This is a genomic window from Dyella sp. SG609 (assembly GCF_012275375.1).
Classification (GTDB): domain Bacteria; phylum Pseudomonadota; class Gammaproteobacteria; order Xanthomonadales; family Rhodanobacteraceae; genus Dyella_D; species Dyella_D marensis.
Map to the genome: position 1 here is coordinate 95,358 of NZ_JAAZQJ010000011.1, position 23,033 is coordinate 118,390.

The window sequence follows — 23,033 nt, forward strand, 5'->3', positions numbered from 1 at the left end:
GACGTCAGGCTTGTTCCGGCGTGGCCGCGGGAAGGCTGCGCGGGCGGATCAGCCCCGTGGTCAGCGCCACGCCGAGCAGGATCACCACGCAGCCGCCGGCCATCGACAAGGTGACCGGCTCGCCCAGGAACATCAGCCCCCACAGCGCGCCGAACACCGGAATCAGGTACAGCACCGCCAGCGTGCGGGTCGCACCGACGCGCGCCATCAGGCGGTAGAAGAGCACGTAGGCCAGCGAGGTACAGGCGGCGGCCAGGCCGAACATGGCGAACCAGGCCTGCGCGCCCGGCATCTTGGCCGGCCACAGCCACACCGTGAGCGGCAGCAGCGCGATGGCCGCGGCCAGCTGGCTGCCGGTAGCCACCGCCAGCGGCGACACGCCGCGCAGGCGGCGCTGGCCGTAATGCGCGCCGAAGGCATAGCAGACGTTGGCGCCGACGCAGGCCGCCATGGCCCAGGCCGAACCGCCGCCATGGCCGAAACCCACGCTGCCGGCGATCAGCCACACCACACCGGCAAAACCCACGGCCAGGCCGGCGGTGCGCGCGCCGTCCAGCTTCTCGCCCAGCCACAGCCAGCCCGACAGCGCCACCAGCAGCGGCCCGATCGCGTCGGAAATGGCCGACACGCCCGCCGGCAAGCTTATCGCCGCGTAGGAGAACAGCACGAACGGCAGCGCCGAATTGCTCATGCCCACCACCACGATCGGCCGCCAATGCCGGCGCATCTCGGCCAGCCGCTCGCGCGAAGCCAGCAGCGGCAGCGAGCACAGCGCCGCGCCGATCGCGCGCAGCCCGGCCAGCGCCATGCCGCCGAACTGGTCCGCGCCCATGCGCATGAACAGGAACGACGCGCCCCACAGGGCACCCAGCAAGAGCAGCGCGGCGAGATCGGATTTCTTCATGGCGTGAGGGCTCATGGTGAAAGAGGGAAGTTGGAAGCTTGAGCCCCTCTCCCACCGGGAGAGGGGTTGGGGTGAGGGTTCGGCCGGAGCGCAAGAGTGATGTGCATCGCTCCGACCGAACCCTCATCCGGCTGCCGCCACCTTCTCCCGGCGGGAGAAGGATTTCTTCGTGGAGTTTCCTATCAAGGCACGGTCGCTGATTTGCCCTGCCCGAACAGCACCTGCCGCTCCGCTTCCGTCAGCGCATGCTTCGGCGCGTACGCGTTTTCCACGCCTTCGTAGGTACGCAGCGTGGCGGGACGCGCCGCCATCGTGCGGAACCAGCGGAACAGGTTCGGAAACTGCTCCAGGTCCTGCCCATGTGCTTCGTGCGGAACGATCCATGGGTAACAGGCGATGTCGGCGATGGAGAATTCGCCGGCGATGAACTCGCGCCCTTCCAGCCGGCGATCGAGCACGCCGTACAGGCGGTGCACTTCGCGGGTGTAGCGGTCGATCGCGTAGGGCAGCTTCTCCGGCGCGTACACATTGAAGTGCCCGATCTGCCCGGCCATCGGACCCAGGCCGGCCATCTGCCAGAACAGCCACTGCAGCACCTCGGTGCGGCCGCGCAGGTCCGACGGGATCAGGCGGCCGGTCTTCTCGGCGAGGTAAAGCATGATCGCGCCCGATTCGAACATCGTGAGCGGCGCGCCGCCGTCGGCGGGCTCGTGGTCGACGATGGCCGGGATCTTGTTGTTCGGCGAAACGGCCAGGAACGCCGGCTTGAACTGCTCGCCCTTGCTCAGGCTGACCGGGACCAGGCGGTAGGGAATACCGGCCTCTTCCAGGAACAGGCGGGCTTTCAGGCCATTGGGGGTGGCGGCGTAGTAGAGCTCGATCATGGCGGCGGCCTTAAGCGGGAATGGCGACGGGTGCAGGCTAGGTCGTTCGATGGTCTGGCAAAAGGACCACAATGCGACAATTATTGGGGTCCACTTTGCGGGGCAGGCCATGGTTCATCCGTTCGAGTTCCCGCTGGAGCTGCCGGCCAAGGGATCGCGCCAGCGGCAGGCCGCGCTGCATGCGCAACTGCGCGCGGCGATCCTGGACGGCCGCCTGAAACCCGGCCTGCGGCTGCCCGCCACGCGCGAACTGGCCCAGGCGCTGCAGCTGTCGCGCAACACCGTGGTGGCGGCCTACGACCTGCTGCTGAGCGAGGGCTATGTGGTCGCGCGGCGCGGCGCCGGCAACTACGTGGCCGACCTGATGGAACGCCGCGCCCGCGCGCGCTCCACCGCGGCCGAGGCCGGCGGCGACCGCCGACTGGCGCCGTACTGGCGCGAGGCGCGCCCGCCCGCGCCGTCGCCACCGCCGGGCGCGTTCGCCTACGATTTCCGCCTGGGCGTGCCGGATACGCGGCAGTTTCCGTTCGAGGTGTGGCGCCGGCTGTCGGCACGTGCGCTGCGCGGCGTGTCGCGGTTGCCGTCGATGTCGGGGCAGTCGCGCGGGCGGCCGGTGCTGCGCGAGGCGATCGCGCAGCATGTGTCGTTCGCGCGCGCGGTGGCCTGCGACCCGGACGACGTGATGGTGACCAGCGGCGCGCAGCAGGCCTTCGACCTGCTGGCGCGCGTGCTGGTGACGCCGGGACGCACCGTGGTCGCGGTAGAGGATCCTGGCTATACGCCACTGCGCGCGGCGTTTGCCGCGGCGGGCGCCAAGGTGGTGCCGGTGCCGGTGGATGGCGAAGGCATCGTGGTGGAACGGATTCCCGCCGAGGCGCGGGTGATCTACGTGACGCCGTCGCATCAGTTCCCGCTGGGCATGTCGATGTCGCCGCGCCGCCGCGCGGAGCTGCTGGCGCATGCCGCGGCACGCGGCGCCACGGTGATCGAGGACGACTACGACGGCGAATTCCGCTACGGCGGGCGGCCGCTGGATGCGCTGCAGACGCTCGATCGCGAAGGCTCGGTCTGCTACGTCGGCACTTTTTCCAAATGCCTGTTCCCCGCGCTGCGCATCGGCTACGTGGTGGCGCCGCCATGGCTGCTGCCGGCGCTGGCGGCGGCGAAGGAACTGGCCGACTGGCATTGCGACGTGCCCGCGCAGGACACGCTGGCGGCCTTCATTGCCGAGGGACATCTGGCGCGCCATGTGCGGCGCATGCGCAACGTCTATGCGGAGCGGCGCGAGGCCTTGCTCGACGCGCTGGCGCGCCATGGACTGGAAGCCTGGCCTTCCGACGCCGGGCTGCATCTGTCCGCCAGGCTGCCGGCCAAGCTGCGTACGGATGTGCTGGTCGAACAGGCGGCCGGGCAGGGCGTGCGCATCGAAGGCCTGGATGGCTATACGTTCGGGCGCGTCGCCTCCAACGGCCTGGCGCTGGGCTATGGGCTGATGGAGACCCGGCGCATGGAGGAGGCGGTGCGCCGCATCGCGCGGCTGCTGCCGCGCTGAGCGAAGTGGTCCCCAAGCATTGGCCGGAAGTGGTCCTTAAAACCGGACCACCGGAAGCGGAGCATGGCGCCCACTCTCAGCCTGGATCTCCCCGCCATGCATCGCTTCCTCCTTTGCGGTTTCCTCCTGCTGGGCCTGGCCGCCGCGCCGGCCTGGGCGCAATCCGGCCAGCAGCGCGCCGAAGCCGCCGGCAAGAGCCTGGTCGGCCAGCCGGCGCCGCGCGTCACCGTGAAGACCATCGACGGCAAGACCATCGATCTGGCCAGCCTGTACGGCAAGCAGGCGGTGTATCTGAAGTTCTGGGCCACCTGGTGCGTGCCCTGCCGCGAGCAGATGCCGCATCTGAAGAAGACCTACGAGGAAGCCGGCCCCGACCTGGCGGTGATCGCCATCAGCGTCGGCTTCGACGAAACCATCGAAGACGTGCGCAAGTACCGCGACGAGATGGGCCTGAAGATGCCGCTGGTGTTCGACGACGGCTCGCTGGGCGAGGCCTTCCATCTGCGCGTGACGCCGCAGCACGTGGTGATCGGGCGCGACGGCCGCATCCTCTACGTCGGCCACGAGGCGAACGCCAGGCTCGATGCCGCGTTGCAGGCGGCGCGCGGCAGCAGCGGCGTGGCCGCGGCCGGCGCGGCGGCGCCGAAGCAGGAGGCGCATTACGACACCGGCGACCGCGTACCCGCGTTCGACGCCGCCATGCTGGACGGCAAGCATCTGTCGCTGCCGGAAGCAGGCAAGCCGACGGCGCTGGTGTTCCTGTCGCCCTGGTGCGAGTCCTACCTGGCGACCAGCCGGCCCGAGCTTTCCAGGAGCTGCCGCGCGATGCGCGAACAGGTCGGCGCGCTGTCGGCGCATGACACGAAGCTGCGCTGGGTCGGCGTCGCTTCCGGCCTGTGGGCCGCGCACGACGAGCTGGTGAAGTACCGCGACGAGCACCGCATCGGCATGCCGCTGACCTTGGACGATTCGGGCGCGCTGTTCCGCCGCTTCCGCGTGACCCACGTGCCGACGGTGCTGCTGTTCGATGCGCAGGGGCGCATCACCGCCCGCGTCGAGCAGGCCGGGGCGCCGCTGAATCAGGCGCTCAAGACTTTGACCGCGCGTTGAGGGAGGCCGCCATGTCCACCTTGCTTCGCTGTGTTTTCGCGCTTGGGCTCGTCGCCGGCGTCGCTCTGCCGGCGTTGGCGGCCGAGGAACATCCGCTGCTCACCGCGCCACTGACTCAGGCGCCCGGCAAGAAATTGGTCGCGCTGACCGTCACCTTCGCCCCCGGCCAGCAGTCCAAGCCACACCATCACGAGGCCGACGCCTTCGTCTACATGCTGTCCGGCCGCGTGCGCAGCCAGGTCGACCGCGAGCCGGCGCGGGAATACGGCCCCGGCGAGAGCTGGTTCGAGCCGGCCGGGGCGCATCACCTGGGCACGGCGAATGTCAGCGGCACGGAGCCGGCGACTTTCCTGGTGGTGTTCGTGGCCCGGCCGGATGCCCGGCTGACCGTGCCGGAGCAGGCGGCGCCAGATCAGATCAGCACGCCGGCCCGGACCCAGTCCAGATAAGCCTCGTGGCCGCGTTCCACCGGCACCGCGATCAGCTCCGGCAGCTCGTAGGGATGCAGTTCCAGCACGCGCGCCTTGAGGGCCTCGAAGCGCGCCGCGGTGGTCTTGATGAGCAGCAATTCCTCGACGTCGGTGCTGACCTTGCCCTGCCAGCGGTAGGTCGAGCGCACCCCGGGCAGGCGGTTCACGCAGGTGGCCAGCCCTTCTTCCACCAGGGTTCTGGCGAATCCGGCGGACTTGGCGGAGTCGGGATAGGTGCAGTAGCACAGCAGGACGGGGTCGGTCATGGTGGGGGAGCCTAGCGTGGGCTCCCCGCCGCCGCATGCCCGGCCGCCCCTTGAAAGCCCCGCCGGCCTTCCCCATTAGCCCTTGCAGCTTCGGAACAAAGCCTCTTGCGGGGGATTCCTGCGTCGCTAGAATTGGCACTCACCCACCGGGAGTGCTAACAGCGCCGCAGGCGCCGTTCCGGGGACCCCTTTTTCGATCCACTCAAACCCAAGCTGGAGCCCATCACCATGAGCAAGCTGCGTCCGCTGCACGACCGCGTCATCGTCAAGCGCCTCGAAGAAGAGCGCGTTTCCGCCGGTGGCATCGTCATCCCCGACAGCGCCACCGAGAAGCCGACCCGCGGCAAGGTCATCGCCGCCGGCGCCGGCCGCATCCTGGAAGACGGCAAGGTCCGCCCGATGTCGGTGAACGAAGGCGACGTGGTGCTGTTCGGCAAGTACGCCGGCCAGGAAATCAAGATCGACGGCGAAGAGCTGGTCTTCCTGAAGGAAGACGACATCGTTGCGGTGATCGAAGGCTAAGCAGCCTCTCCCGCTTCTCTTCCCATCCCCTCATTCAAGCATTCAAAGGAATACAGATCATGGCTGCAAAAGAAGTCCGCTTTGGCGAAGACGTCCGCGCCCGCATGCTCAAGGGTGTCAACACCCTGGCCAACGCGGTCAAGGTGACCCTGGGTCCCAAGGGCCGCAACGTAGTGCTCGAGAAGAGCTTCGGCGCCCCGACCGTGACCAAGGACGGCGTCTCCGTCGCCAAGGAAATCGAGCTGGCCGACAAGTACGAGAACATCGGCGCGCAGATCGTCAAGGAAGCCGCTTCCAAGACCTCCGACGTGGCCGGCGACGGCACCACCACCGCCACCGTGCTGGCCCAGGCCTTCATCCAGGACGGCCTGAAGGCGGTCGCCGCGGGCATGAACCCGATGGATCTGAAGCGCGGCATCGACAAGGCCGTGGTCGCGGCCGTGGAAGAGCTCAAGAAGCTCTCCAACCCGACCGCCGACGACAAGGCGATCGCCCAGGTCGGCACCATCTCCGCCAACTCCGACTCGGCCATCGGCGAAATCATCGCCACCGCCATGAAGAAGGTCGGCAAGGAAGGCGTGATCACGGTCGAGGAAGGCTCGGGCCTGGACAACGAGCTGGACGTGGTCGAGGGCATGCAGTTCGACCGCGGCTACCTGTCGCCGTACTTCATCAACAACCAGCAGTCGCAGCAGGTCGAACTGGATGACCCCTTCATCCTGCTGTACGACAAGAAGATCTCCAACGTGCGCGAGCTGCTGCCGATCCTCGAGGGCGTGGCCAAGGCCGGCAAGCCGCTGCTGATCGTCGCCGAGGAAGTGGAAGGCGAGGCGCTGGCCACCCTGGTGGTCAACACCATCCGCGGTATCGTCAAGGTGGCCGCCGTGAAGGCTCCGGGCTTCGGCGACCGCCGCAAGGCGATGCTGGAAGACATGGCCATCCTGACCAACGGCCAGGTGATCTCCGAGGAAGTGGGCCTGCAGCTTGAGAAGGCGACCATCGCCGATCTCGGCCGCGCGAAGAAGATCGTGGTCACCAAGGAAAACACCACGATCATCGACGGCGCCGGCGAAGCGGAGAAGATCCAGTCGCGCATCGGCCAGATCAAGGCGCAGATCGAGGAGACCTCCTCCGACTACGACCGCGAGAAGCTGCAGGAGCGCGTGGCGAAGCTGGCCGGCGGCGTGGCCGTGATCAAGGTCGGTGCCGCCACCGAAGTGGAAATGAAGGAAAAGAAGGCCCGCGTCGAAGACGCACTGCACGCCACCCGTGCGGCCGTCGAGGAAGGCGTGGTGCCGGGCGGCGGCGTCGCCCTGATCCGTGCGCTGAAGGCCGTGGTCGGCCTGAAGGGCGCCAACGAAGACCAGAACCACGGCATCAAGATCACCACCGCCGCTCTGGAAGCTCCGCTGCGCGCGATCGTGGCCAATGCCGGCGAAGAGCCCTCCGTCATCGCCAACAAGGTGAAGGAAGGCCAGGGCAACTTCGGCTACAACGCCGCCACCGGCGAGTTCGGCGACATGATCGCCTTCGGCATCCTGGACCCGACCAAGGTCACCCGCTCGGCGCTGCAGTACGCCGCCTCGGTGGCCGGCTCGATCATCACGACCGAAGCGGCCGTGACCGAGCTGCCGAAGAAGGAAGAAGCCCACTCGCACGGTGCGGGCGGCGGCATGGGTGGCATGGGCGGCATGGATTTCTGATCCGCCCCATCTGTTGTCAGCTTCGAGGAGAACCCCGCCTTGTGCGGGGTTTTCTTTTTGGGGCCGCGGGGGCGAGAGCAGAGGGATGTCGTCTGATATTGGCCATCCAGCGAGGGGCAGGATCGGCCGTACTCCATATCATTGGTCGCCTTGTACATGGCGCCAAAGCGCCTCTATATTGTAGGTAGACTTTAATATGGAAAGAGAATCCATCCTTATGCAAGTTTGCCTTGCATGAACAGGCCGAGGGCCCGTTCTCCGGCCGGGGACCGTAACCAGCGTGCCGGGCGCTATATCGCCCAGCCCAGTGGTTACCGCGCTTTTCATCCGAACCCCCTGCCACCGAAGCCCGCGTTGCGGATGGACGACGAGCTGCAGGCGTTGCTGTCGCTTGCCGATCGTGCGCTGGGCCGCCTCGACGGTTCGATTCAAACCCTGCCCAATCCCGATCTGTTCGTCTTCATGTACGTACGCAAGGAGGCCGTGCTTTCCAGCCAGATCGAAGGCACGCAGAGTTCATTGCAGGACCTGCTGGCCGCCGAAGCGCACATCCTGACCCCGGACCGGCCGCGCGACGTCGACGAGGTGGTCAATTACGTCAGTGCCATGAACTATGGCCTGGGCCGGCTGCAGGAACTGCCGGTGTCGGTGCGCCTGATTCGCGAAATCCACGAGCGCTTGTTGCAAGGCGTGCGCGGCATGCGCCTCACGCCCGGCGAACTGCGCCATTCGCAGAACTGGATCGGTGCTTCGGGTTGCACCTTGAGCGAAGCCAGCTTCGTTCCACCACCGCCGCACGAGGTGCCGAACGCGCTTGGCGCGCTGGAAACCTTCCTGCACGCGCAGAGCGCGCTGCCGGCGTTGATTCAAATAGGGCTGGCGCATGCGCAGTTCGAAACCATCCATCCCTTTCTCGATGGCAATGGACGCGTCGGCCGTCTGCTGATCACCTTTCTGCTGTGCCAGCGGGACATTCTTGGGAAACCGGTCCTCTACCTGTCGCATTTCTTCAAGCAGCACCGCGCCGAGTACTACGAGCGACTGCAGGCCGTGCGCGACAAGGGCGATTGGGAAGGCTGGCTGGCGTTCTTCCTGCGTGGCGTGGTGAGCGTCAGCCGCGAAGCTACGGAGACCGCGCGACGCATCCTTCTGCTGCGCGAAGACCATCGCGCCAGAGTCACCGAAGGATTGGGGCGCGCCGCGGGCAATGGGCACAAGCTCCTGGAATACCTGTATCGACGCCCGATCGTTGCGGTGGCCGACGTGCAGGCGCTGACCACTACGACCTATACCGCGGCCAACAACCTGGTGTCGCGGCTGGTCGCCTTGGGCATCCTTGCCGAAGCCACCGGCTATCGGCGCAACCGGTTGTTCCGTTATCAGGCTTACATCGACTTGTTCGGCGAATCCGCGGATGCGGGGCAAGCGGCGGTGAAGTGATCGGGCGACATGCTTGATCCGTGAGAAGGGCCCCGCTACGGCGGGGTTTTTCTTTGCCCAAAAGAAAACCCCGGGAGTCCACCTCCCGGGGTTGCTCGATGCGGGCGCGCCCTTGGCGCCGCGTCGGTTGATCGCTTACTTGCCGCCGGCTTCCGCCTTGGCGTCGGTCTTCGCGCCGACCGCGGCGCCGGCGACCGGCGTCTCGACCTTCGCGCCGGCCTTCACCGAGGTGGCGGCTTCGGCGCCGCCGGTGGCATCGCTCGCGGCCGACTCGGTGGTCTTGGCCGCCTTGTGGCCGGCGTGCTTGGCCTTGTGCGTCGCCTTCTTCACGGTGTCGGTCGCGCCGTCGGCGGTCTTGGTGGCAACCTGGTCCGTCGTCTTGGTGACGTCCTGCACCGCGGCGCCGGCGTTGAGGTTCGCGCTCGCCTTGGTGGCGTCCTGCACCGAGGTGCCGGCATTGACGCTCGCGCCGGCCTTGGCGGCCGCCTGGGCCTGGGCGAAGGCAGGGGCGGTCAGCACGGTGGCCGAGAGGACGAGAGCAGCAAGCAGGGTCTTACGCATGGGGTAAACCTCCGATGTGAGTGCCGCGACGCAACGTGCCGCGGTGGAATCACGCTAGAGGCGGTTTGCCTGCTGAATCCTGAATTTTTTCGGGCTGCTCCGGTTTGCTTAAGCCGGCGGACATGTCGCTGAATCGCTGGTGCGTGCCGATGAAAAACGCGTTCCGCGCACTCTTGTTTTCTTTCGCGCAGCTAGTGGGAATGCGCCTTGCGCGGCATCACTGATGCGCGCCTTCGGTGGCGGCGGCGGGTGCGATGCCTTCCTGCGCGAAGCCGGTATGTTCCGAAAGCGCATCGGCGCGCGGCAGCATGCGGTCGAGTTTTCCTTTCAGCCGCAGCAGCGCCACGCTCTCCATCGCCGCATCGATGCGCTGCTCGCTGCCGTCCTCGGCCTGTGGCGGCGCGCCCGGTGCGCGGGTGAGCGCGGCCAGCTGCGGCGCCAGTACCTGGGTCAGCGCGAAGTACGCATCGTCGTGGATGCCGGCCTGCTCCAGCACCTTGCCCGGCAGCATCCATGAGGCGAGATCCTCGCGCTGCGGCTGCACCTGGTTGCGCGGATCGACCAGCAGCCAGGTGCCCGGCTCGCTCAGCATGTCCTTGCCGTCGACGAAGCCCAGCGTTTCGAAGCTGCCGCTCAAGCCCGGCAGGTGGTCGCCGTAGAACAGCAGCAGGGTGGGGCGCTCGCGTTGCGCCAGCAGGCTGGCCAGGCGGCCCAGTTCTTCGTCGGCGTGCTGCATGTGATAGAGGTAGTTGCGCAGTTCGGTCTTGTCCTCGGCGGCAAGGCCGTCCGGCACGGGGATCGCATCGCGCTTGACCGCATCGGCCGGCGTCACGTCGTAGGGGCCGTGCGCTTCGATGCTGATCGCGAACAGGAATTGCGGCGGGCCGGCATCTTTGAGCTGCGCCATGATTTCGTCGGTCATGGCGCGGTCGGCCATGTACTGGCCGTCCAGGTCCTTGGCGTTGACGAAGCCGCCCTGCGACACGAAACGGTCGAAGCCGATCGCGCGGAACGCCGTGCTGCGGTTCCAGAAGGCGGGGTTGTTGCCGTGGATCGCCATCGTGCGATACCCGTGCGAGCGCAGCGTGCGCACCATGCCCGGCACCACCTTGGTGTTGAGCTGCAGGTACGGGAACTGCAGGTCGTCGAAGTAGCGCAGCGACAGGCCGGTCAACACCTCGAACTCGGTGCGGATGGTGCCGCCGCCGAAGGTCGGTACGTGCAGCGCGCCGCTGTAGCCCTGCTGCGCCAGGCGGTGCAGGTTCGGCGTGAGGTCGTGGTGCTCGAAGCCCTTGAGGATGGCCGGATCGAAGAACGATTCGCTCTGCACCACCACGATGTCGGGCATGGCGCCGGTATCGCCCGACGCGCCGCGCATGCGTTCGCGCAGCGCGCCGTCGGCCTGGCCGATCAGCTGCATCGCCGCATTGGGGTCGGCCTTCTTGCGCTGCTGGCCGAAATGCAGATGGAACATCATCAGCGAGCTGACCAGCCCCGAATGCTGCGCGGTGGACGAGGCCGACCACGGCTCCATCCACAGCGTCTCGCCGTCGTAGAAGCGGCCCCATGCCGGCGCGCCGCCCAGCAGCGAGCCGAGCACCACCAGCACCGAGGCGCCGGCGAGCAGGCGCTTGCCGCGGGTGCGGCGCGGGAACAGCGGCAGCTCCTTGCGCCAGGCCAGCACCACCAGGGCGATGCCGGCGGCCAGCGCCAGGTATGGCCAGGGTGTGGTCGGCAGATAACCGCCGAGCAGATGCAGGCCGCCCTTGCGCAGCTGGCCGAGCATGCGGAAATCGGCCGGCATCAGCGGCGTGCCCAGCTGCCTCACCTTCAGCGCATTGACGCCGTACAGCACGCCCTGCAGCAGGAAGGCCAGGCCGAACGAGAGCAGCGGACGCCGGCTCAGCACCATCAGCAGCAGGGCCAGCAGCAGCCCCGGCAGCGCATTGGCCAGCAGGTACAGCGGCTGCTGGAACAGCTGCTGCGGCGCAACGCCTTCGCCGCCGTCGAGCCAGCCGGTGAACAGCACGAAGGCCACCGCCAGCATCAAGGGGAGGGCGACGCGGCGGGCCAGGCCGGACCTGGTGGCTGGATTGAGGGTCTTGGTCATGGCAGTCCTAGGGGGATTGCGCTGTCATGGCTCGGACATCGGAATGTAACGATGCCGGCATGAACCAGGTGTTCGGCGTTCGTGGTGCTTGCGTACTTTTCGAGCAGTGCCAACGTGATGGCGAAGCGGTGCGTGCACGCGCCCCTGCCGTGCAGGATCTCGCGGTCATCTGCCGGTCATCTTGGCATCGCGCGGGCGGGCGCAGACGGCACACCGGCGCGGAAGGCACAATGTCCGGATGCAGCCCAAGGAATCCCCGGCGCTACGCGCCCTGATCGACGACCGCTACGCCGAACTGGCCGCGCGCTGCCGCCTGGCCGGTGTTGCGCTGCACGACGACGCCGGCGTGGCCGAGCGCATCCGCCGCGCCCTGCTGGCCAGCGATTTCGCCTACGACATCTGGTTCCGCCAGCCGCAGCTGCTGGCGCCGCAGGGGCTGGAACGCCTGCGCGCCGGTGGCGACGCCAGCACGCGCATCGAGACGCTCAGGCTCGATCCGGACGAAGCCGCCTGCATGGCCACGCTGCGCCGCTTCCGCCACGCCGAGGCGCTGCGCCTGGTGTTCCGCGACGTCAACGGGTTGGACGAATTGCCCGAGACGCTGTCCGCCACCAGCGTGCTCTACGAGGCGCTGCTGGGCGCCGCGCTGGGCTGGTCCGAGCGCGCGTTGGCCGCGCGCTATGGCCACGGCCGCGACCACGAGGGCGTCCTGCAGCGCATGGTGGTGGTCGGCTTCGGCAAGCTCGGCGGCAGCGAGCTGAATTTCTCCTCCGATATCGACCTGGTGCTGGCCTATCCGCACAGCGGCCAGAGCGACGGCCCGCGGCCGCTCGACAACAGCGAATACTTCGTGCGCATGGGCCGCCAGCTGGTGCGCCTGCTGGCCGAGCCCACCGTCGACGGCATCTGCGCGCGCGTCGATCTGCGCCTGCGCCCGTTCGGCAATGCGGGTCGCCTCGCGCTGCCGTTCAGCGCGATGGAGCAGTACTACCAGAGCGAAGGCCGCGACTGGGAGCGCTATGCCTGGATCAAAGCGCGCCCCGTGGCCGGCGACCGCAATGCGGGCAAGCAGCTGCAGGAACTGCTGCGGCCGTTCGTGTTCCGCAAATACCTGGACTACACCGCCTTCGCCGGCCTGCGCGAAATGAAGGCGCTGATCGACGCCGAGGTGGCGCGCAAGGACCTGGCCGACAATCTCAAGCTCGGCCCCGGCGGCATCCGCGAAGTCGAATTCATCGTGCAGCTCACCCAGCTGATCCGCGGCGGCCGCGAACCGAGCCTGCGCGTCCGCGGCCTGCTGCCGGCGCTGACCGCCTGCGAGGCGCGCGGCCATATCGCCGCCTCGCGCGCCAAGGCGCTGCGCGAGGCCTATGTGTTCCTGCGCCGGGTGGAAAACCGCGTGCAGATGCTGCGCGACGCGCAGACGCACGACATCCCGGAGGACGCACTAAGCCGCGAGCGCATCGCGCTCGGCCTGGGCCATGCCTCGTGGGAAGCGCTGGCGGCGGAACTGGCGCGCCATCGCGCCGTGGTCAGCGAGGAATTCGCCGAGGTGCTGGTGCCGCAGGGCGGCCGCACCGCGAGCGTGCCGGTGGAAGACGTGGCGCTGTGGCGGCGCGTCTGCGCGGAAGAGATCGATCCCGGCCTGCTCGAGGCGGCAGGTTTCCAGCCCGGCGCCGAAGCCGCCGAGGCGCTGCTCAAGCTGCCGCAGGCCGCAACGGTGCGCGCCATGCCGCCGCGTTCGCGCGAACAGCTCGACCGCCTGATGCCGCAGCTGCTGGCGCTGGCGCGCGACAGCGCGGCGCCGGTGCCGGGCCTGCTGCGCCTGTGCCGGCTGGTGCAGGCGGTGGCGCGGCGCTCCTCGTATCTGGCCTTGCTGGAAGAACAGCCGGCGGCGCGGCGACGCCTGGCCGACCTGTTCGCACGCAGCGCCTTCCTCGCCGAACGCGTGATCGCGCAGCCGCTGCTGCTGGACGACGTGCTCGATCCGCGCATCGACCAACTGCCGCTCAAGCGCGCCGACATCAGCGCGGAAATCAGCCGCGTGCTGGGCACGCTGGACGAGCGCGAGGCCGAAGCGGAGCTGGAGCGCATCAACGAATTCAAGGCCAGCACGGCGTTCCGCCTCGGCCTGGCCTTCAACGACGGCCGCGCCGACGCGGTCGCCACGGCGCGCCGCCTCGGTGCGCTGGCGGAGTCGGTGGTAATCGCGGTGATGGCCCTGGCGGAACGCGAACTCACCGAACAGCACGGCCGCCTGCCGGGCGAAGGCAGCGGCTTCGCCGTGCTCGGCTACGGCAGCCTCGGCGGCGAGGAGCTGGGCTTCGCCTCCGACCTGGACCTGGTCTTCGTCTACGACACCCGCCGCGCCCATGCGATGAGCGATGGCGCGCGCCCGATCGAAGGCTCGCGCTGGTACCAGCGCCTGGCGCAGCGCGTGATGAACTGGCTGACCGTGCTGACCCGCGCCGGGCGTCTGTACGAAGTGGATACGCGGCTGCGTCCCGACGGTTCCAAGGGCCTGCTCGTCAGCAGCCTGGAAGCCTTCGCCGAATACCAGCGCAGCCGTGCATGGACGTGGGAACACCAGGCGTTGCTGCGCGCCCGCCCGGTGGCCGGCGATGCCGCGTTGAATGCGGAGTTGCTCGACGTGCGCCGCGAGATCCTCGCCGTGCCGCGCGAGCGTGCCCGCGTGCTGGCCGACGTCAGCGACATGCGCCGGCGCTGGCGCGCCGAGCGCGACCGTTCCGACGAGCGCCTGTTCGATCTGAAGCAAGGCCACGGCGGCCTGCTCGATATTGAGTTCGCCCTGCAGGGCCTGGTGCTGGCGCACGCGGCGGAGCGGCCGCTGCTGCTGCTGTCCACCGCGAACGCGGCGCTGATCGAAGCCTGCCGCACCAGCGGCCTGCTCGACGATGCGCAAGCCGAGGTGTTCGCGCGCGCGCATGGCGATCTGCTGCGCCGTGCGCTGGCCTGCACGCTGGACCTGCGTTCGCGCATCGCGCCGCGCGAGCCGGCGCTGGATGCATTGAGCGAAGAAGTGCGGCGGGTGACGGCGGAGCTCGGCTTCGCGTTCGCCGCGAAGGCGACGACGGTCTAGGTGCGGCTGGCGTTGCGCGCCGCAATGCGCTGGCGCACCGTCTCGGCGATGGCGCGGGTTTCGCGCAGCGGCGCCTGCCGTGCGGGCGGCGTGTCGTCCAGCCCGTGCAGCAGCCCCGCTTCGCGCAGCGCCTGGTGGAACCGCGCGAATTTGCCGGGCAGCGGTGCGCGCACCAGGGTCTGCACCGCGCAGCCGATGGCGCAGGCTTCGGAAAGCATGTTGATCGAGTCCGGCGTCACCACCAGCCGGTCGGCCCAGCCCATGGCGGCGGGGTAGGGATTGGCGCCGTCTTCCTCGCTGCTCCACACCACGCCGGGAATGCCGGCGAGGCGTTCGCGCAGCACCGCGACCACGCCGGCCGGCGTGCGGCGCGAGGCCAGCACCAGCAGGCTGCCGCCGTCGTGCTGTTGCTGCGCCACCAGCCGCTCGGCCAGGGCGTGGGCGTAGGCCGCATCGATCGGAATCCCCTTGCGCGGCCCGCCCACCAGCACCGCGACGCGCGGCTGCGGCAGATCGCCGAAGGCGGGGCAGACGTCGCGGCCTTCGGCCAGCCAGGCGTCGTCGACCGGATTGAGCGAGCCCAGCGGATGCAGCACGTTCGGTCCGTCCAGGCCGTCATGGCGTGGCGCGATCACCGTGTCCCAATGCCGCGGATCGATACGCGGATCGAGAATCTGCACCGCATAGCTGCCGCCTTCGGACAGTTCGCGCACCAGCCGCGTGTAATACGCCGCCGCGCGGCCGCAGCCGACGATCACCGCCGGCCACGGCGGCACCACGATGCCGCGGCGCTGCGGCGCGGGCAGGGCGAAGCGGCCGCCGGGCAGCAGGCGCGGCGCGAACCAGGACCAGGGCGCGCGCAGTCCCAGCACCAGATGGCGGAACGGCAGGCCCAGCGCTTCGGCCAGGGCCAGGGCCTGGCGGTCGTTGCCGGCGCGGCCGTCGGTGACCACCCAGCATTCGCCGTGCAGCCTGGTCATGCGGGGTGCTGGCCCGGGATTGTTTCGATTCTCGCCACAGTACGTTCTGTCCGGCCCAGTCCTGTTCGCCCTTGCGTGCCCGTACACTTCGGGGCCACGGCGCCGCCCGGCGCGTTCTATCGAAGGATACCCATGAGCGAGTTGCTTTCCGAGGCCGCCCTCGACCAGCTGTTCCGCGAGGCCCGCACCTACAACGCCTTCCTGGACAAGCCGGTGAGCGACGAGGTGCTGCGCCAGGTCTACGAGCTGGCCAAGTTCGGCCCCACCAGCGCCAACTCCTCGCCGGCGCGCATCGTGTTCGTGAAGTCGGCCGAGGCCAAGGCCAAGCTGGAGCCGTTCCTGTCCGAAGGCAACCGCGCCAAGACCATGAAGGCGCCGGTCACCGCCATCGTCGGCGTCGACCACGAGTTCTACGAGCACCTGCCGCGCCTGTTCCCGCATGCCGATGCGCGCAGCTGGTTCGTCGGCAACCAGCCGATGATCGACACCACCGCATTCCGCAACGCCACCCTGCAGGGCGCCTACCTGATCATCGCGGCGCGCGCGGTGGGCCTGGACTGCGGCCCGATGTCCGGCTTCGACAACGCCGGCGTGGACAAGGCGTTCTTCGCCGATACGCCCAGCGTGAAGTCCAACTTCCTGATCAATCTCGGTTACGGCGATGCCAGCCGCGACCTGTTCCCGCGCAACCCGCGCCTGTCGTTCGAGGAGGCGTGCCGCATCGCCTGAGCGCGATGCGTCCGCCTTTAACCGCAGCCCCCTCTTCCACGGAGAACTACCCATGCGTGCACTTCGTTACCTCGTTCTCGCCGGCCTGATCGGCGCCGCCGTCACCGCGCAGGCCGACCCGGTCACCTACAAGCTCGACCCGGGCCACACCAATGTGCTGTTCAGCTGGAACCACTTCGGCTTCTCCAACCCGACCGCGAACCTGGGCTTGGGCGAAGGCACCCTGGTGTTCGACGAGAAGGACGCAGCCAAGTCCTCGGTCGAAGTGACCCTGCCGCTGGCCAACCTGGACACCCACGTGTCCAAGCTGGACGAGCACCTGAAGAAGCCGGATTTCTTCGACGCCGACAAGTTCGCCAACATCACCTTCAAGAGCACCAAGGTGCAGTCGCTCGGCGGCGGCAAGTACAAGGTGACCGGTGACCTGACCGTGCACGGCGTGACCAAGCCGGTGGTGCTGGACGCCAAGCTCAACAAGAGCGGCGTGCACCCGATGCTGAAGGTGCAGACCGTGGGTTTCGACGCCAGCACCACGGTGAAGCGCTCGGATTTCGGCATGGGCGCCTACGTGCCGAACGTCAGCGACGAGATCAAGATCCACATCACCACCGAGGCTTCGGTGCCGAAGGCGGATTGATGCATGCCGGCGCCGTTCGCGGCGCCGCATGAAAAAAGCCCGCGCCGTGATGGCGCGGGCTTTTTCTTGGTGCCGCTGGCGGAAGTTCAGTTCTTGCTGACGCCTTCGTTCTTCAGCGACTCCAGCTTGCTCAGGTCCACGCTGTTGACGGCGTCCTTGAGCTGGTCGATCTCCGCGTTGCCGCTGGCCTTCACCGAGAAGCGCTGGCCGACCACCACGGTGTAGTCGCCGGTCTTGTTGACCTTGTCCCAGGACTCGTGCACCAGGCGGCCGTCCTTGCTGTAGGTCTTCTCGTAGCCGTTGTCGGTCTGCTGCTCGGACTCGGCGGCGAAGGCATTGGCCACCGCCATCATGCCCTTCATGCTACCGGTGTCGGAGATTTCCAGCTCGATGTTGCGGCTGCCGTCCCCGTACTGGCCGTGCGCGACGGTGATCTGCACGCCCACGCCGGCGCTGCGCTCGGCCGACAGGCTCTGGCGCTTGAGGCCCCCGGCGCTGTCGGGCAGGAAGGCCTTGATCTGGTCGGCCGACAGCGACTGCACGTTGCCGTCGTTGCCCATCATCTTGCTCATCGCGGCCTGCTGGGCGGAGGTGTCGCCGGACTTCTGCGCGGCCTCCAGCTCCTTGCTGGCCTGCTCGGCGCGCGCACCCATCTCGGCCAGCTTGCCGGCCGCGCTGTCCTTGTCGACGGTGGCGCTGCCGTTGTCGCCGCTGAAGGTGACGTGGCCGCCGCTCATGGCGGCGCCGGTCAGTGCCGCGGTGCCGACCACGCCGGCCACGATCATGCTGACGATCCAGCCCAGCACGATGCCGATGATGATGCTCACGGCCGTATAGCCGGCCGTCTTCTCCACCGGGCTTTGCATGGTGGCCGACAGGCCCAGGTAGAGCAGGTAGATCGAGTAGATGCCGCCGGCGATGGCGATCAGCCAGCCGATCCAGGGCAGGATCACGGCGGCGCCGGCGACCCAGCTGGCGGTCCAGGCATAGGCCACGGCTTTCAGCGCCTGCACCGGCTCTTTCTGGCCGCCGAAGCTCGGCGCCAGCGCGTTGACGATCAGCGACATCACATAGACCAGCACCAGCGACAGCACGTACTGCAGCACCATGCCGGCCAGGCCGGAGCCGAACGGCGCGCGCCAGGTCATGCCCATCAGGCTGACGCCGATCAGGCTGTTCTTGATGAAGCCGGCGACGGCCGGCAGCGCGGCCAGCACCAGGATGTAGCTGGTATAGAGGCCCTGCACGGTGGCCGGCTCCGCGGCGATGACCGGCCATTCGGTTTTGGGCGTGGTGAGGATCGCCCGCGCGCGGGCCATGATCTTTCCGAAATCCATTGGATGTTCCCCTTCAAGCTGGATGGTGCGGCGGTGGTCCGCCGGGGCAGCCGATGATGCAGCCGCCCGATGACAATCGGCCCGGAGCCGGTTCACAGCATGTTTCTTCCCTGTGCCCGCCGCGCCGGCCGGGCGGTGCAGCCTGCTACCATTGTCGGCCCGATGTCCAGTCTGGAGCTTGATCCCATGCCCGCTTCCCCCGCCGAGCCCGCACGGCAGATTTTGGCCAATGCCGAAAATCGTTATGAAGTGACGCGCAAGGACCTTCCCTTGTCCTGCCCGCTGCCCGGCATGGCGCTGTGGAACTCGCACCCGAAGGTGTACCTGCCGATCGTCGAGGACGGCGGCGAATCCAGCTGTCCCTACTGCGGCGCGCGTTACGTCCTGAACGACTGAACCGGCCGGGGCCAGGCAAGGCACCGCATCGAACTTCAGGCGGCAATCGGCACGATTGCTGCTTGTCCCCAAGGATGAAGGCTTTACTCGAACCGTCCATGTCCGCCGTTGCCGCGCCAGCCCGGTCGCTGACCGTGGTCCAGCTGATCCCGGCCCTGCAGTCCGGTGGGGCCGAGCGGTCGGCGCTGGAAGTCGCGCGCGCGCTGGTGCAGGCCGGTCACCGTTCGGTGGTGATCTCCGCCGGCGGTCGCCTGGCCGGCCAGCTGGAAGCCGAGGGCAGCGAGCACATCAGCCTGGACATCGGCCGCAAGTCGCTGCGCACCCTGCTGCGGGTGGGCGCCCTGCGCCGCGTGCTGGCGCAGCTGAAGCCGGACATCGTGCACGCCCGCTCGCGCCTGCCGGCCTGGCTGGGCTGGTGGGCGATCCGCGGGCTGCAGCCGCGCCCGCATTTCGTCACCACCGTGCACGGCTTGAATACGCCCGGGCGCTACAGCTCCATCATGCTGCGCGGCGAGCGGGTGATCGCCGTCTCGCAGACCCTGCGCGACTACGTGCTGAGCCACTACCGCTGGCTGGAGCCCTCGCGCGTGCGGGTGATTCCCCGCGGCATCGACCCTGAGGCATTTCCGTACGGTCATCGCCCCGACGATGCCTGGCAGAAGGCCTTCTTCACCGAATTCCCGCGCCTGGCCGGTGCGCCGCTGCTGACCCTGCCGGGCCGCGGCACGCGGCTGAAGGGCCATCACGACGCCGTGGAGCTGATCGCGGAACTCAAGCGCCGCGGCATCGACGCGCGCCTGCTGCTGCTGGGCGTGATCGAGCCGGGCCGCGAAGCCTACGTGGCCGAGCTGCGCGAGCTGATCAGTGCGCGCGGCATCGAGTCCCAGGTGGTGCTGACCCCGCCGCGCAACGACGTGCGCGACATCTACGCCGTGTCGGCGCTGGTGCTGCAGCTGTCGAACAAGCCCGAATCCTTCGGCCGCACCGTGGTCGAGGCGCTGTCGCTGTGCCGCCCCGTGCTGGGCTATGCCCACGGCGGCGTCGGCGAGCTGCTGGCCGAGCTGTATCCGGCCGGCCGCGTGCCGGTCGGCGACCGCGAACGCCTGGTGGAGCGCGCGGCCGAGCTGCTGCGCGTGGCGCCGCCGATCCCGATGCTGCAGAGCTACCGCCTGTCGGACATGCAGCAGGCCACGCTGGCGCTGTACGAGGAAGTGGTCGCCGGCTGACTCGCTCGTCATTCCGGCCTGCGCCGGAATGACGAGCAGGGTGGCGGCTCGCCTACAATGCCCCGGCTTTTCCTACCGGGTTCCCGCATGCCTGTTCTCCCTGCGCTCAAGGCCGCCCTGCGCTCGCCGCTGTTGCCGTTCTGGCTGGTGATCGCGCTGCTGCCGTTCGGGCGCAGCTCGGAGCTGGGCACCTTTCTGTGCCTGCTCGGCGTCGTGCTGCTGTTCGCGCGGCATCCGCGCGCGCTGGGCGAGCATGCCGGCGCACGGCTGCTGCTGTGGCTGCTGGGCGCGTATATCGGCGCGGCGCTGCTGTCGTGCTTCGGGGCGGTGGCGCCGGGCAAGAGCTGGTCGACCGTGGCGGCGCTGCTGCGCTACGTGCCGCTGGGGCTGTATGCGTGCTTCGCCATCCGCCGCGCCGGCAAGCTCGATGCGCTTTATGTCGCCGTCGCCGCCGTGCTCGCCGTGTGGGTGCTGGATGCCTGGGTGCAGGCGCTGACCGGCTGGAGCCTGGGCGGGCATGCGGAGCAGGAGCGCGTGTCCGGCATCTTCGGCGCCGACAATCTCAAGCTCGGCCCCTCGCTCGCCGTGCTGGCGCCGTTCGCGCTGTGGGCCGCGCGCTGGTGCTGGGGGCGGCTGGGGCTGGTGCTGGCCGCGCTGGCCTTGCTCGGGCCGGTGCTGCTCTCAGGATCGCGTGCATCGTGGCTTACCTACGCGCTGGTGGTGCTGGCCTTCGCCTGGCGCGAGGCCGGCTCGGCCAGGCGCTTCGTGCTGATCTGCTGCGCCGGCACCCTGGTCGCCGCGGCCGCCGGCGGACTGGCATGGAAAACCTCGGAGCGTTTCCACGCGCGCATGGAAAAGACCTTGCTCGCCTTCCGGGCGTCGGACCACGCGGTGGATACGGCGCTCAGCGGACGGCTGGATATCTGGCGCACCAGCTGGTGGATGTTCGAAGCGCATCCGCTCAACGGCGTCGGCGTGCGCGGCTATCGCTACGCCTATCGCCAGGTGGCGCCGCCGGACGACCACTTCGTGGCCACCGGCGAGAACTGCGGCGCGGGCGAGGGCGCCTGCCATGCGCACCAGGTGGTGCTGGAAGTGCTGAGCGAAACCGGCCTGGCCGGCCTCGCGCTGTGGCTGGCCGGCGCGGTGCTGGCGATACGCCGCTGGCATGCGGCGGGAGCGGCGGCGCGCGCCCGCGCATTTCCCGCCACGGTGGCGCTGGGCGTGATGCTGTTCCCGCTCAATACCCATCTGGCTTTCTATTCGGCGTGGTGGGGCCTGCTGTTCGCCTGGGTGCTGGGCCTGTGGTGCGCCAGCCTGTACGTGGCCGCGGAGGACGCCGATGGCGCGTGAGCCCCTGTCGGTGGTGCTGACCAGCTACAACAGCGCCGCCACGCTCGACGCCTGCCTGGCCAGCGTGCGCTGGGCCGACGAGGTGGTGGTGCTGGATTCGGGCTCCACCGACGCTACGCTCGCCATCGCCGCGCACTACGGCGCGCGCGTCGAGAGCCAGCCCTTCGCCGGCTACAGCGCGCAGAAGCAGGCGGCCATCGACCTGGCGCGGCACGACTGGGTGCTGCTGCTCGACTCCGACGAAGCCATGCCGGCGAACGCCGCGCAGATCATCCAGCACGTGCTCGCGCAGCCGGCGCATGCCGGCTACCTGCTGTGGCGCCGCGAATGGATCTTCTGGCAATGGCAGTCGCCGCGCAGCCGCCTCAATCACTATGTGCGCCTGTTCGACCGCCGTCGCGCGCGCATGAGCGGCCACCGCGTGCACGAGGAAGTCACCGTCGACGGCAGCGTCGGCGTGCTGGACCTGGTGATGGACCACTACGGCGAGCGCGATATCGCCGGCCGCGTGGACAAGGCCAACCGCTATTCCAGCCTGCAGGTGGCGGACCTGGCCGGCCGCCGCGCCAGCGGCCTGCGCCTGCGCATGCTCACCAATGCCTGGGCCGCGTTCTTCCGCTACTACCTGCTGCGCGGGCATTACCGCTCGGGCTGGGCGGGCTTTATCGCCGCGCGCATCCACGCGTTCTATGCGTTCCTGAAGTACGCCAAGCTTTACGAGGCGACGCGGGCGGAGCAGAGGGAAACACGTATCCCTGCGCCGGAGCGCAAGGACGTTTAGCCGTCCATTGGCTTATGCCGCCCGGTCCAGCGGCCACACCTGGCCGCGCAGCGCCGTGATCAGCAGCCCGCAGGCCTCGCGCCGCAGCGCCTCGCGCTTGCGGAAGGCGGAGCGGTGCTTGCTCTCCACCTGGGTCTCGTCGCGCAGCGGCTCCTGCGCGGGCAGGGCGTAGAAGCCGTCGGTGAGCGGCTCGCCCTGGCATTCCTGCCAGAAGGCGTCGTAGTCGGCCTTGATCTTGTCCGCCTCGCCGGCGAACGGATGCGCCAGATTGGCGACGCCGCGCACGCGTTCGATGCCGTATTCGGCGGCGAAAGCCAGCAGCAGCGAGAACAGCAGATTCTTCGGGCGCAGGCCATGGCACTGCCTGGTCAGCTCGCGCACCGCTTCGCGGCCCAGCTCCGCCGACGCGCCCTGCATGCAGCCGATCAGCAGGCTGCTGCCTTCGTCGGCCACGGTGAACACCGCGGACGACAGCACCTGGTCATGGCTGTTGGTCAGGCACAGCGCCAGCTCGCCTTCGCGGCTGCGGCCGGTGGGGCGGCGCAGTTCGATGCGCAGCTCGCTGTTGTCCTTCAGCGTCAGCGCGCCAATGCGGTAGCCGCCGTGCAGATAGACGCCGTCGGCCATGTCTTCGGGCAACTGCACGAAGGCGAAGCGGAAATGATCGGCGACGATCTCCATCCGGCGCGCGCGGCCGAACCGGCGATTGATGTAATGGTGATGCCAACGCTCCAGCAGCCGCGGATCCTGCGCGAGGATCGCGCTGAGCCGCGGCGAGCCGTACACGAACTGCAGCCACGCGGATTGCCGCCGCGCCATGCGGGCGCAGCGCAGCAGGTATTTCAGCCCGGAGGCGATGCGTTTTGGCGCGGCGCCGCGCCAGTCATGACGATGGCGTAGCGAGCGCAAGAACAAACGAATGGACATGGCGCGCAAGAATGGGGAAACCGCGCATGCCTTGTACTTGAGCAG

General features: G+C 68.7%; 21 protein-coding genes. 13 read left to right on the top strand and 8 right to left on the bottom strand.

Features of this window, described 5'->3' with window-relative positions:
• Window positions 1–4 precede the first annotated feature (4 nt).
• Window positions 5–904, bottom strand: coding sequence for a DMT family transporter (locus FHW85_RS17905; RefSeq protein WP_168649158.1), 900 nt, complete (start codon window positions 902–904; stop codon window positions 5–7).
• A gap of 182 nt (window positions 905–1,086) precedes the next feature.
• The gene (locus tag FHW85_RS17910; protein WP_168649159.1) at window positions 1,087–1,788 is read right to left on the bottom strand and encodes a glutathione S-transferase N-terminal domain-containing protein; all 702 of its coding nucleotides are present in this window, start codon (window positions 1,786–1,788) and stop codon (window positions 1,087–1,089) included.
• 109 nt (window positions 1,789–1,897) lie between these two features.
• Between FHW85_RS17910 and FHW85_RS17915 the strand changes: the two genes are divergently transcribed.
• The 3 genes from FHW85_RS17915 (at window position 1,898) to FHW85_RS17925 (ending at window position 4,899) form a co-directional block, all read left to right on the top strand.
• On the top strand, window positions 1,898–3,340 hold the full coding sequence (locus FHW85_RS17915) for a PLP-dependent aminotransferase family protein (RefSeq protein ID WP_168649160.1): 1,443 nt from the start codon (window positions 1,898–1,900) through the stop codon (window positions 3,338–3,340).
• Window positions 3,341–3,403: 63 nt separating this feature from the next.
• The gene (locus tag FHW85_RS17920) at window positions 3,404–4,450 is read left to right on the top strand and encodes a TlpA disulfide reductase family protein (protein ID WP_246866810.1); all 1,047 of its coding nucleotides are present in this window, start codon (window positions 3,404–3,406) and stop codon (window positions 4,448–4,450) included.
• A gap of 11 nt (window positions 4,451–4,461) precedes the next feature.
• Window positions 4,462–4,899 carry a cupin domain-containing protein gene (locus FHW85_RS17925; protein ID WP_168649161.1) on the top strand — a complete coding sequence of 146 codons (438 nt, stop codon included), beginning with the start codon at window positions 4,462–4,464 and terminating at the stop codon, window positions 4,897–4,899.
• Here FHW85_RS17925 and cutA read toward each other — a convergent pair.
• On the bottom strand, window positions 4,863–5,186 hold the full coding sequence (gene cutA / locus FHW85_RS17930) for a divalent-cation tolerance protein CutA (protein ID WP_168649162.1): 324 nt from the start codon (window positions 5,184–5,186) through the stop codon (window positions 4,863–4,865). The genes FHW85_RS17925 and cutA overlap by 37 nt on opposite strands.
• Before the next feature lie 228 nt (window positions 5,187–5,414).
• On the opposite strand from cutA, the gene groES reads away from it, so the two are divergent.
• The 3 genes from groES to FHW85_RS17945 all read left to right on the top strand — a co-directional run bounded on the left by groES (window position 5,415) and on the right by FHW85_RS17945 (window position 8,851).
• Window positions 5,415–5,708, top strand: a complete 294-nt coding sequence (gene groES, locus FHW85_RS17935; RefSeq protein ID WP_026634928.1) for a co-chaperone GroES — start codon at window positions 5,415–5,417, stop codon at window positions 5,706–5,708.
• Between the two features lie 59 nt (window positions 5,709–5,767).
• The gene (groL, locus tag FHW85_RS17940; protein WP_167255267.1) at window positions 5,768–7,411 is read left to right on the top strand and encodes a chaperonin GroEL; all 1,644 of its coding nucleotides are present in this window, start codon (window positions 5,768–5,770) and stop codon (window positions 7,409–7,411) included.
• A 360-nt stretch (window positions 7,412–7,771) separates the two neighbouring features.
• Window positions 7,772–8,851 (top strand): Fic family protein, encoded by a 1,080-nt coding sequence (locus FHW85_RS17945; RefSeq protein WP_210427846.1) that lies wholly within the window; start codon window positions 7,772–7,774, stop codon window positions 8,849–8,851.
• 135 nt (window positions 8,852–8,986) lie between these two features.
• Here the strand turns inward: FHW85_RS17945 and FHW85_RS17950 are convergent, their stop codons facing one another.
• Complete coding sequence (locus FHW85_RS17950; protein ID WP_168649164.1) at window positions 8,987–9,412, bottom strand: hypothetical protein; 426 nt, start codon at window positions 9,410–9,412, stop codon at window positions 8,987–8,989.
• Between the two features lie 217 nt (window positions 9,413–9,629).
• Complete coding sequence (locus tag FHW85_RS17955; protein ID WP_168649165.1) at window positions 9,630–11,522, bottom strand: LTA synthase family protein; 1,893 nt, start codon at window positions 11,520–11,522, stop codon at window positions 9,630–9,632.
• Between the two features lie 238 nt (window positions 11,523–11,760).
• Here FHW85_RS17955 and glnE point away from each other — a divergent pair, with 238 nt between their 5' ends.
• Window positions 11,761–14,622, top strand: coding sequence for a bifunctional [glutamate--ammonia ligase]-adenylyl-L-tyrosine phosphorylase/[glutamate--ammonia-ligase] adenylyltransferase (gene glnE / locus FHW85_RS17960; RefSeq protein WP_167255277.1), 2,862 nt, complete (start codon window positions 11,761–11,763; stop codon window positions 14,620–14,622).
• Here the strand turns inward: glnE and FHW85_RS17965 are convergent.
• On the bottom strand, window positions 14,619–15,602 hold the full coding sequence (locus FHW85_RS17965; protein WP_168649166.1) for a mitochondrial fission ELM1 family protein: 984 nt from the start codon (window positions 15,600–15,602) through the stop codon (window positions 14,619–14,621). The genes glnE and FHW85_RS17965 overlap by 4 nt on opposite strands.
• 132 nt (window positions 15,603–15,734) lie before the next feature.
• Here FHW85_RS17965 and FHW85_RS17970 point away from each other — a divergent pair, with 132 nt between their 5' ends.
• Window positions 15,735–16,331, top strand: coding sequence for a malonic semialdehyde reductase (locus FHW85_RS17970; protein WP_167255281.1), 597 nt, complete (start codon window positions 15,735–15,737; stop codon window positions 16,329–16,331).
• Window positions 16,332–16,383: 52 nt separating this feature from the next.
• On the top strand, window positions 16,384–16,968 hold the full coding sequence (locus FHW85_RS17975; RefSeq protein WP_167255283.1) for a YceI family protein: 585 nt from the start codon (window positions 16,384–16,386) through the stop codon (window positions 16,966–16,968).
• An 86-nt stretch (window positions 16,969–17,054) separates the two neighbouring features.
• Here the strand turns inward: FHW85_RS17975 and FHW85_RS17980 are convergent, their stop codons facing one another.
• Window positions 17,055–18,305 carry a Yip1 family protein gene (locus FHW85_RS17980; protein ID WP_168649167.1) on the bottom strand — a complete coding sequence of 417 codons (1,251 nt, stop codon included), beginning with the start codon at window positions 18,303–18,305 and terminating at the stop codon, window positions 17,055–17,057.
• Window positions 18,306–18,491: 186 nt separating this feature from the next.
• Between FHW85_RS17980 and FHW85_RS17985 the strand changes: the two genes are divergently transcribed.
• The 4 genes from FHW85_RS17985 (at window position 18,492) to FHW85_RS18000 (ending at window position 22,061) form a co-directional block, all read left to right on the top strand.
• Window positions 18,492–18,701: a zinc-finger domain-containing protein gene (locus FHW85_RS17985; protein ID WP_167255417.1), complete on the top strand. Its 210-nt coding sequence runs from the start codon at window positions 18,492–18,494 to the stop codon at window positions 18,699–18,701.
• 98 nt (window positions 18,702–18,799) lie between these two features.
• A complete protein-coding gene (locus FHW85_RS17990; protein WP_168649168.1) occupies window positions 18,800–19,927 on the top strand; it encodes a glycosyltransferase in 1,128 nt (375 codons plus the stop codon).
• Window positions 19,928–20,014: 87 nt separating this feature from the next.
• A complete protein-coding gene (locus FHW85_RS17995; RefSeq protein WP_168649169.1) occupies window positions 20,015–21,280 on the top strand; it encodes an O-antigen ligase family protein in 1,266 nt (421 codons plus the stop codon).
• Entirely contained in the window at window positions 21,270–22,061 is a 792-nt protein-coding gene (locus tag FHW85_RS18000) for a glycosyltransferase family 2 protein (RefSeq protein WP_167255291.1), read from the top strand. Before FHW85_RS17995 ends, FHW85_RS18000 begins: the two co-directional genes overlap by 11 nt.
• A gap of 12 nt (window positions 22,062–22,073) precedes the next feature.
• Here the strand turns inward: FHW85_RS18000 and FHW85_RS18005 are convergent, their stop codons facing one another.
• Entirely contained in the window at window positions 22,074–22,988 is a 915-nt protein-coding gene (locus FHW85_RS18005; RefSeq protein ID WP_167255293.1) for a DUF535 family protein, read from the bottom strand.
• Between the last annotated feature and the right edge of the window lie 45 nt (window positions 22,989–23,033).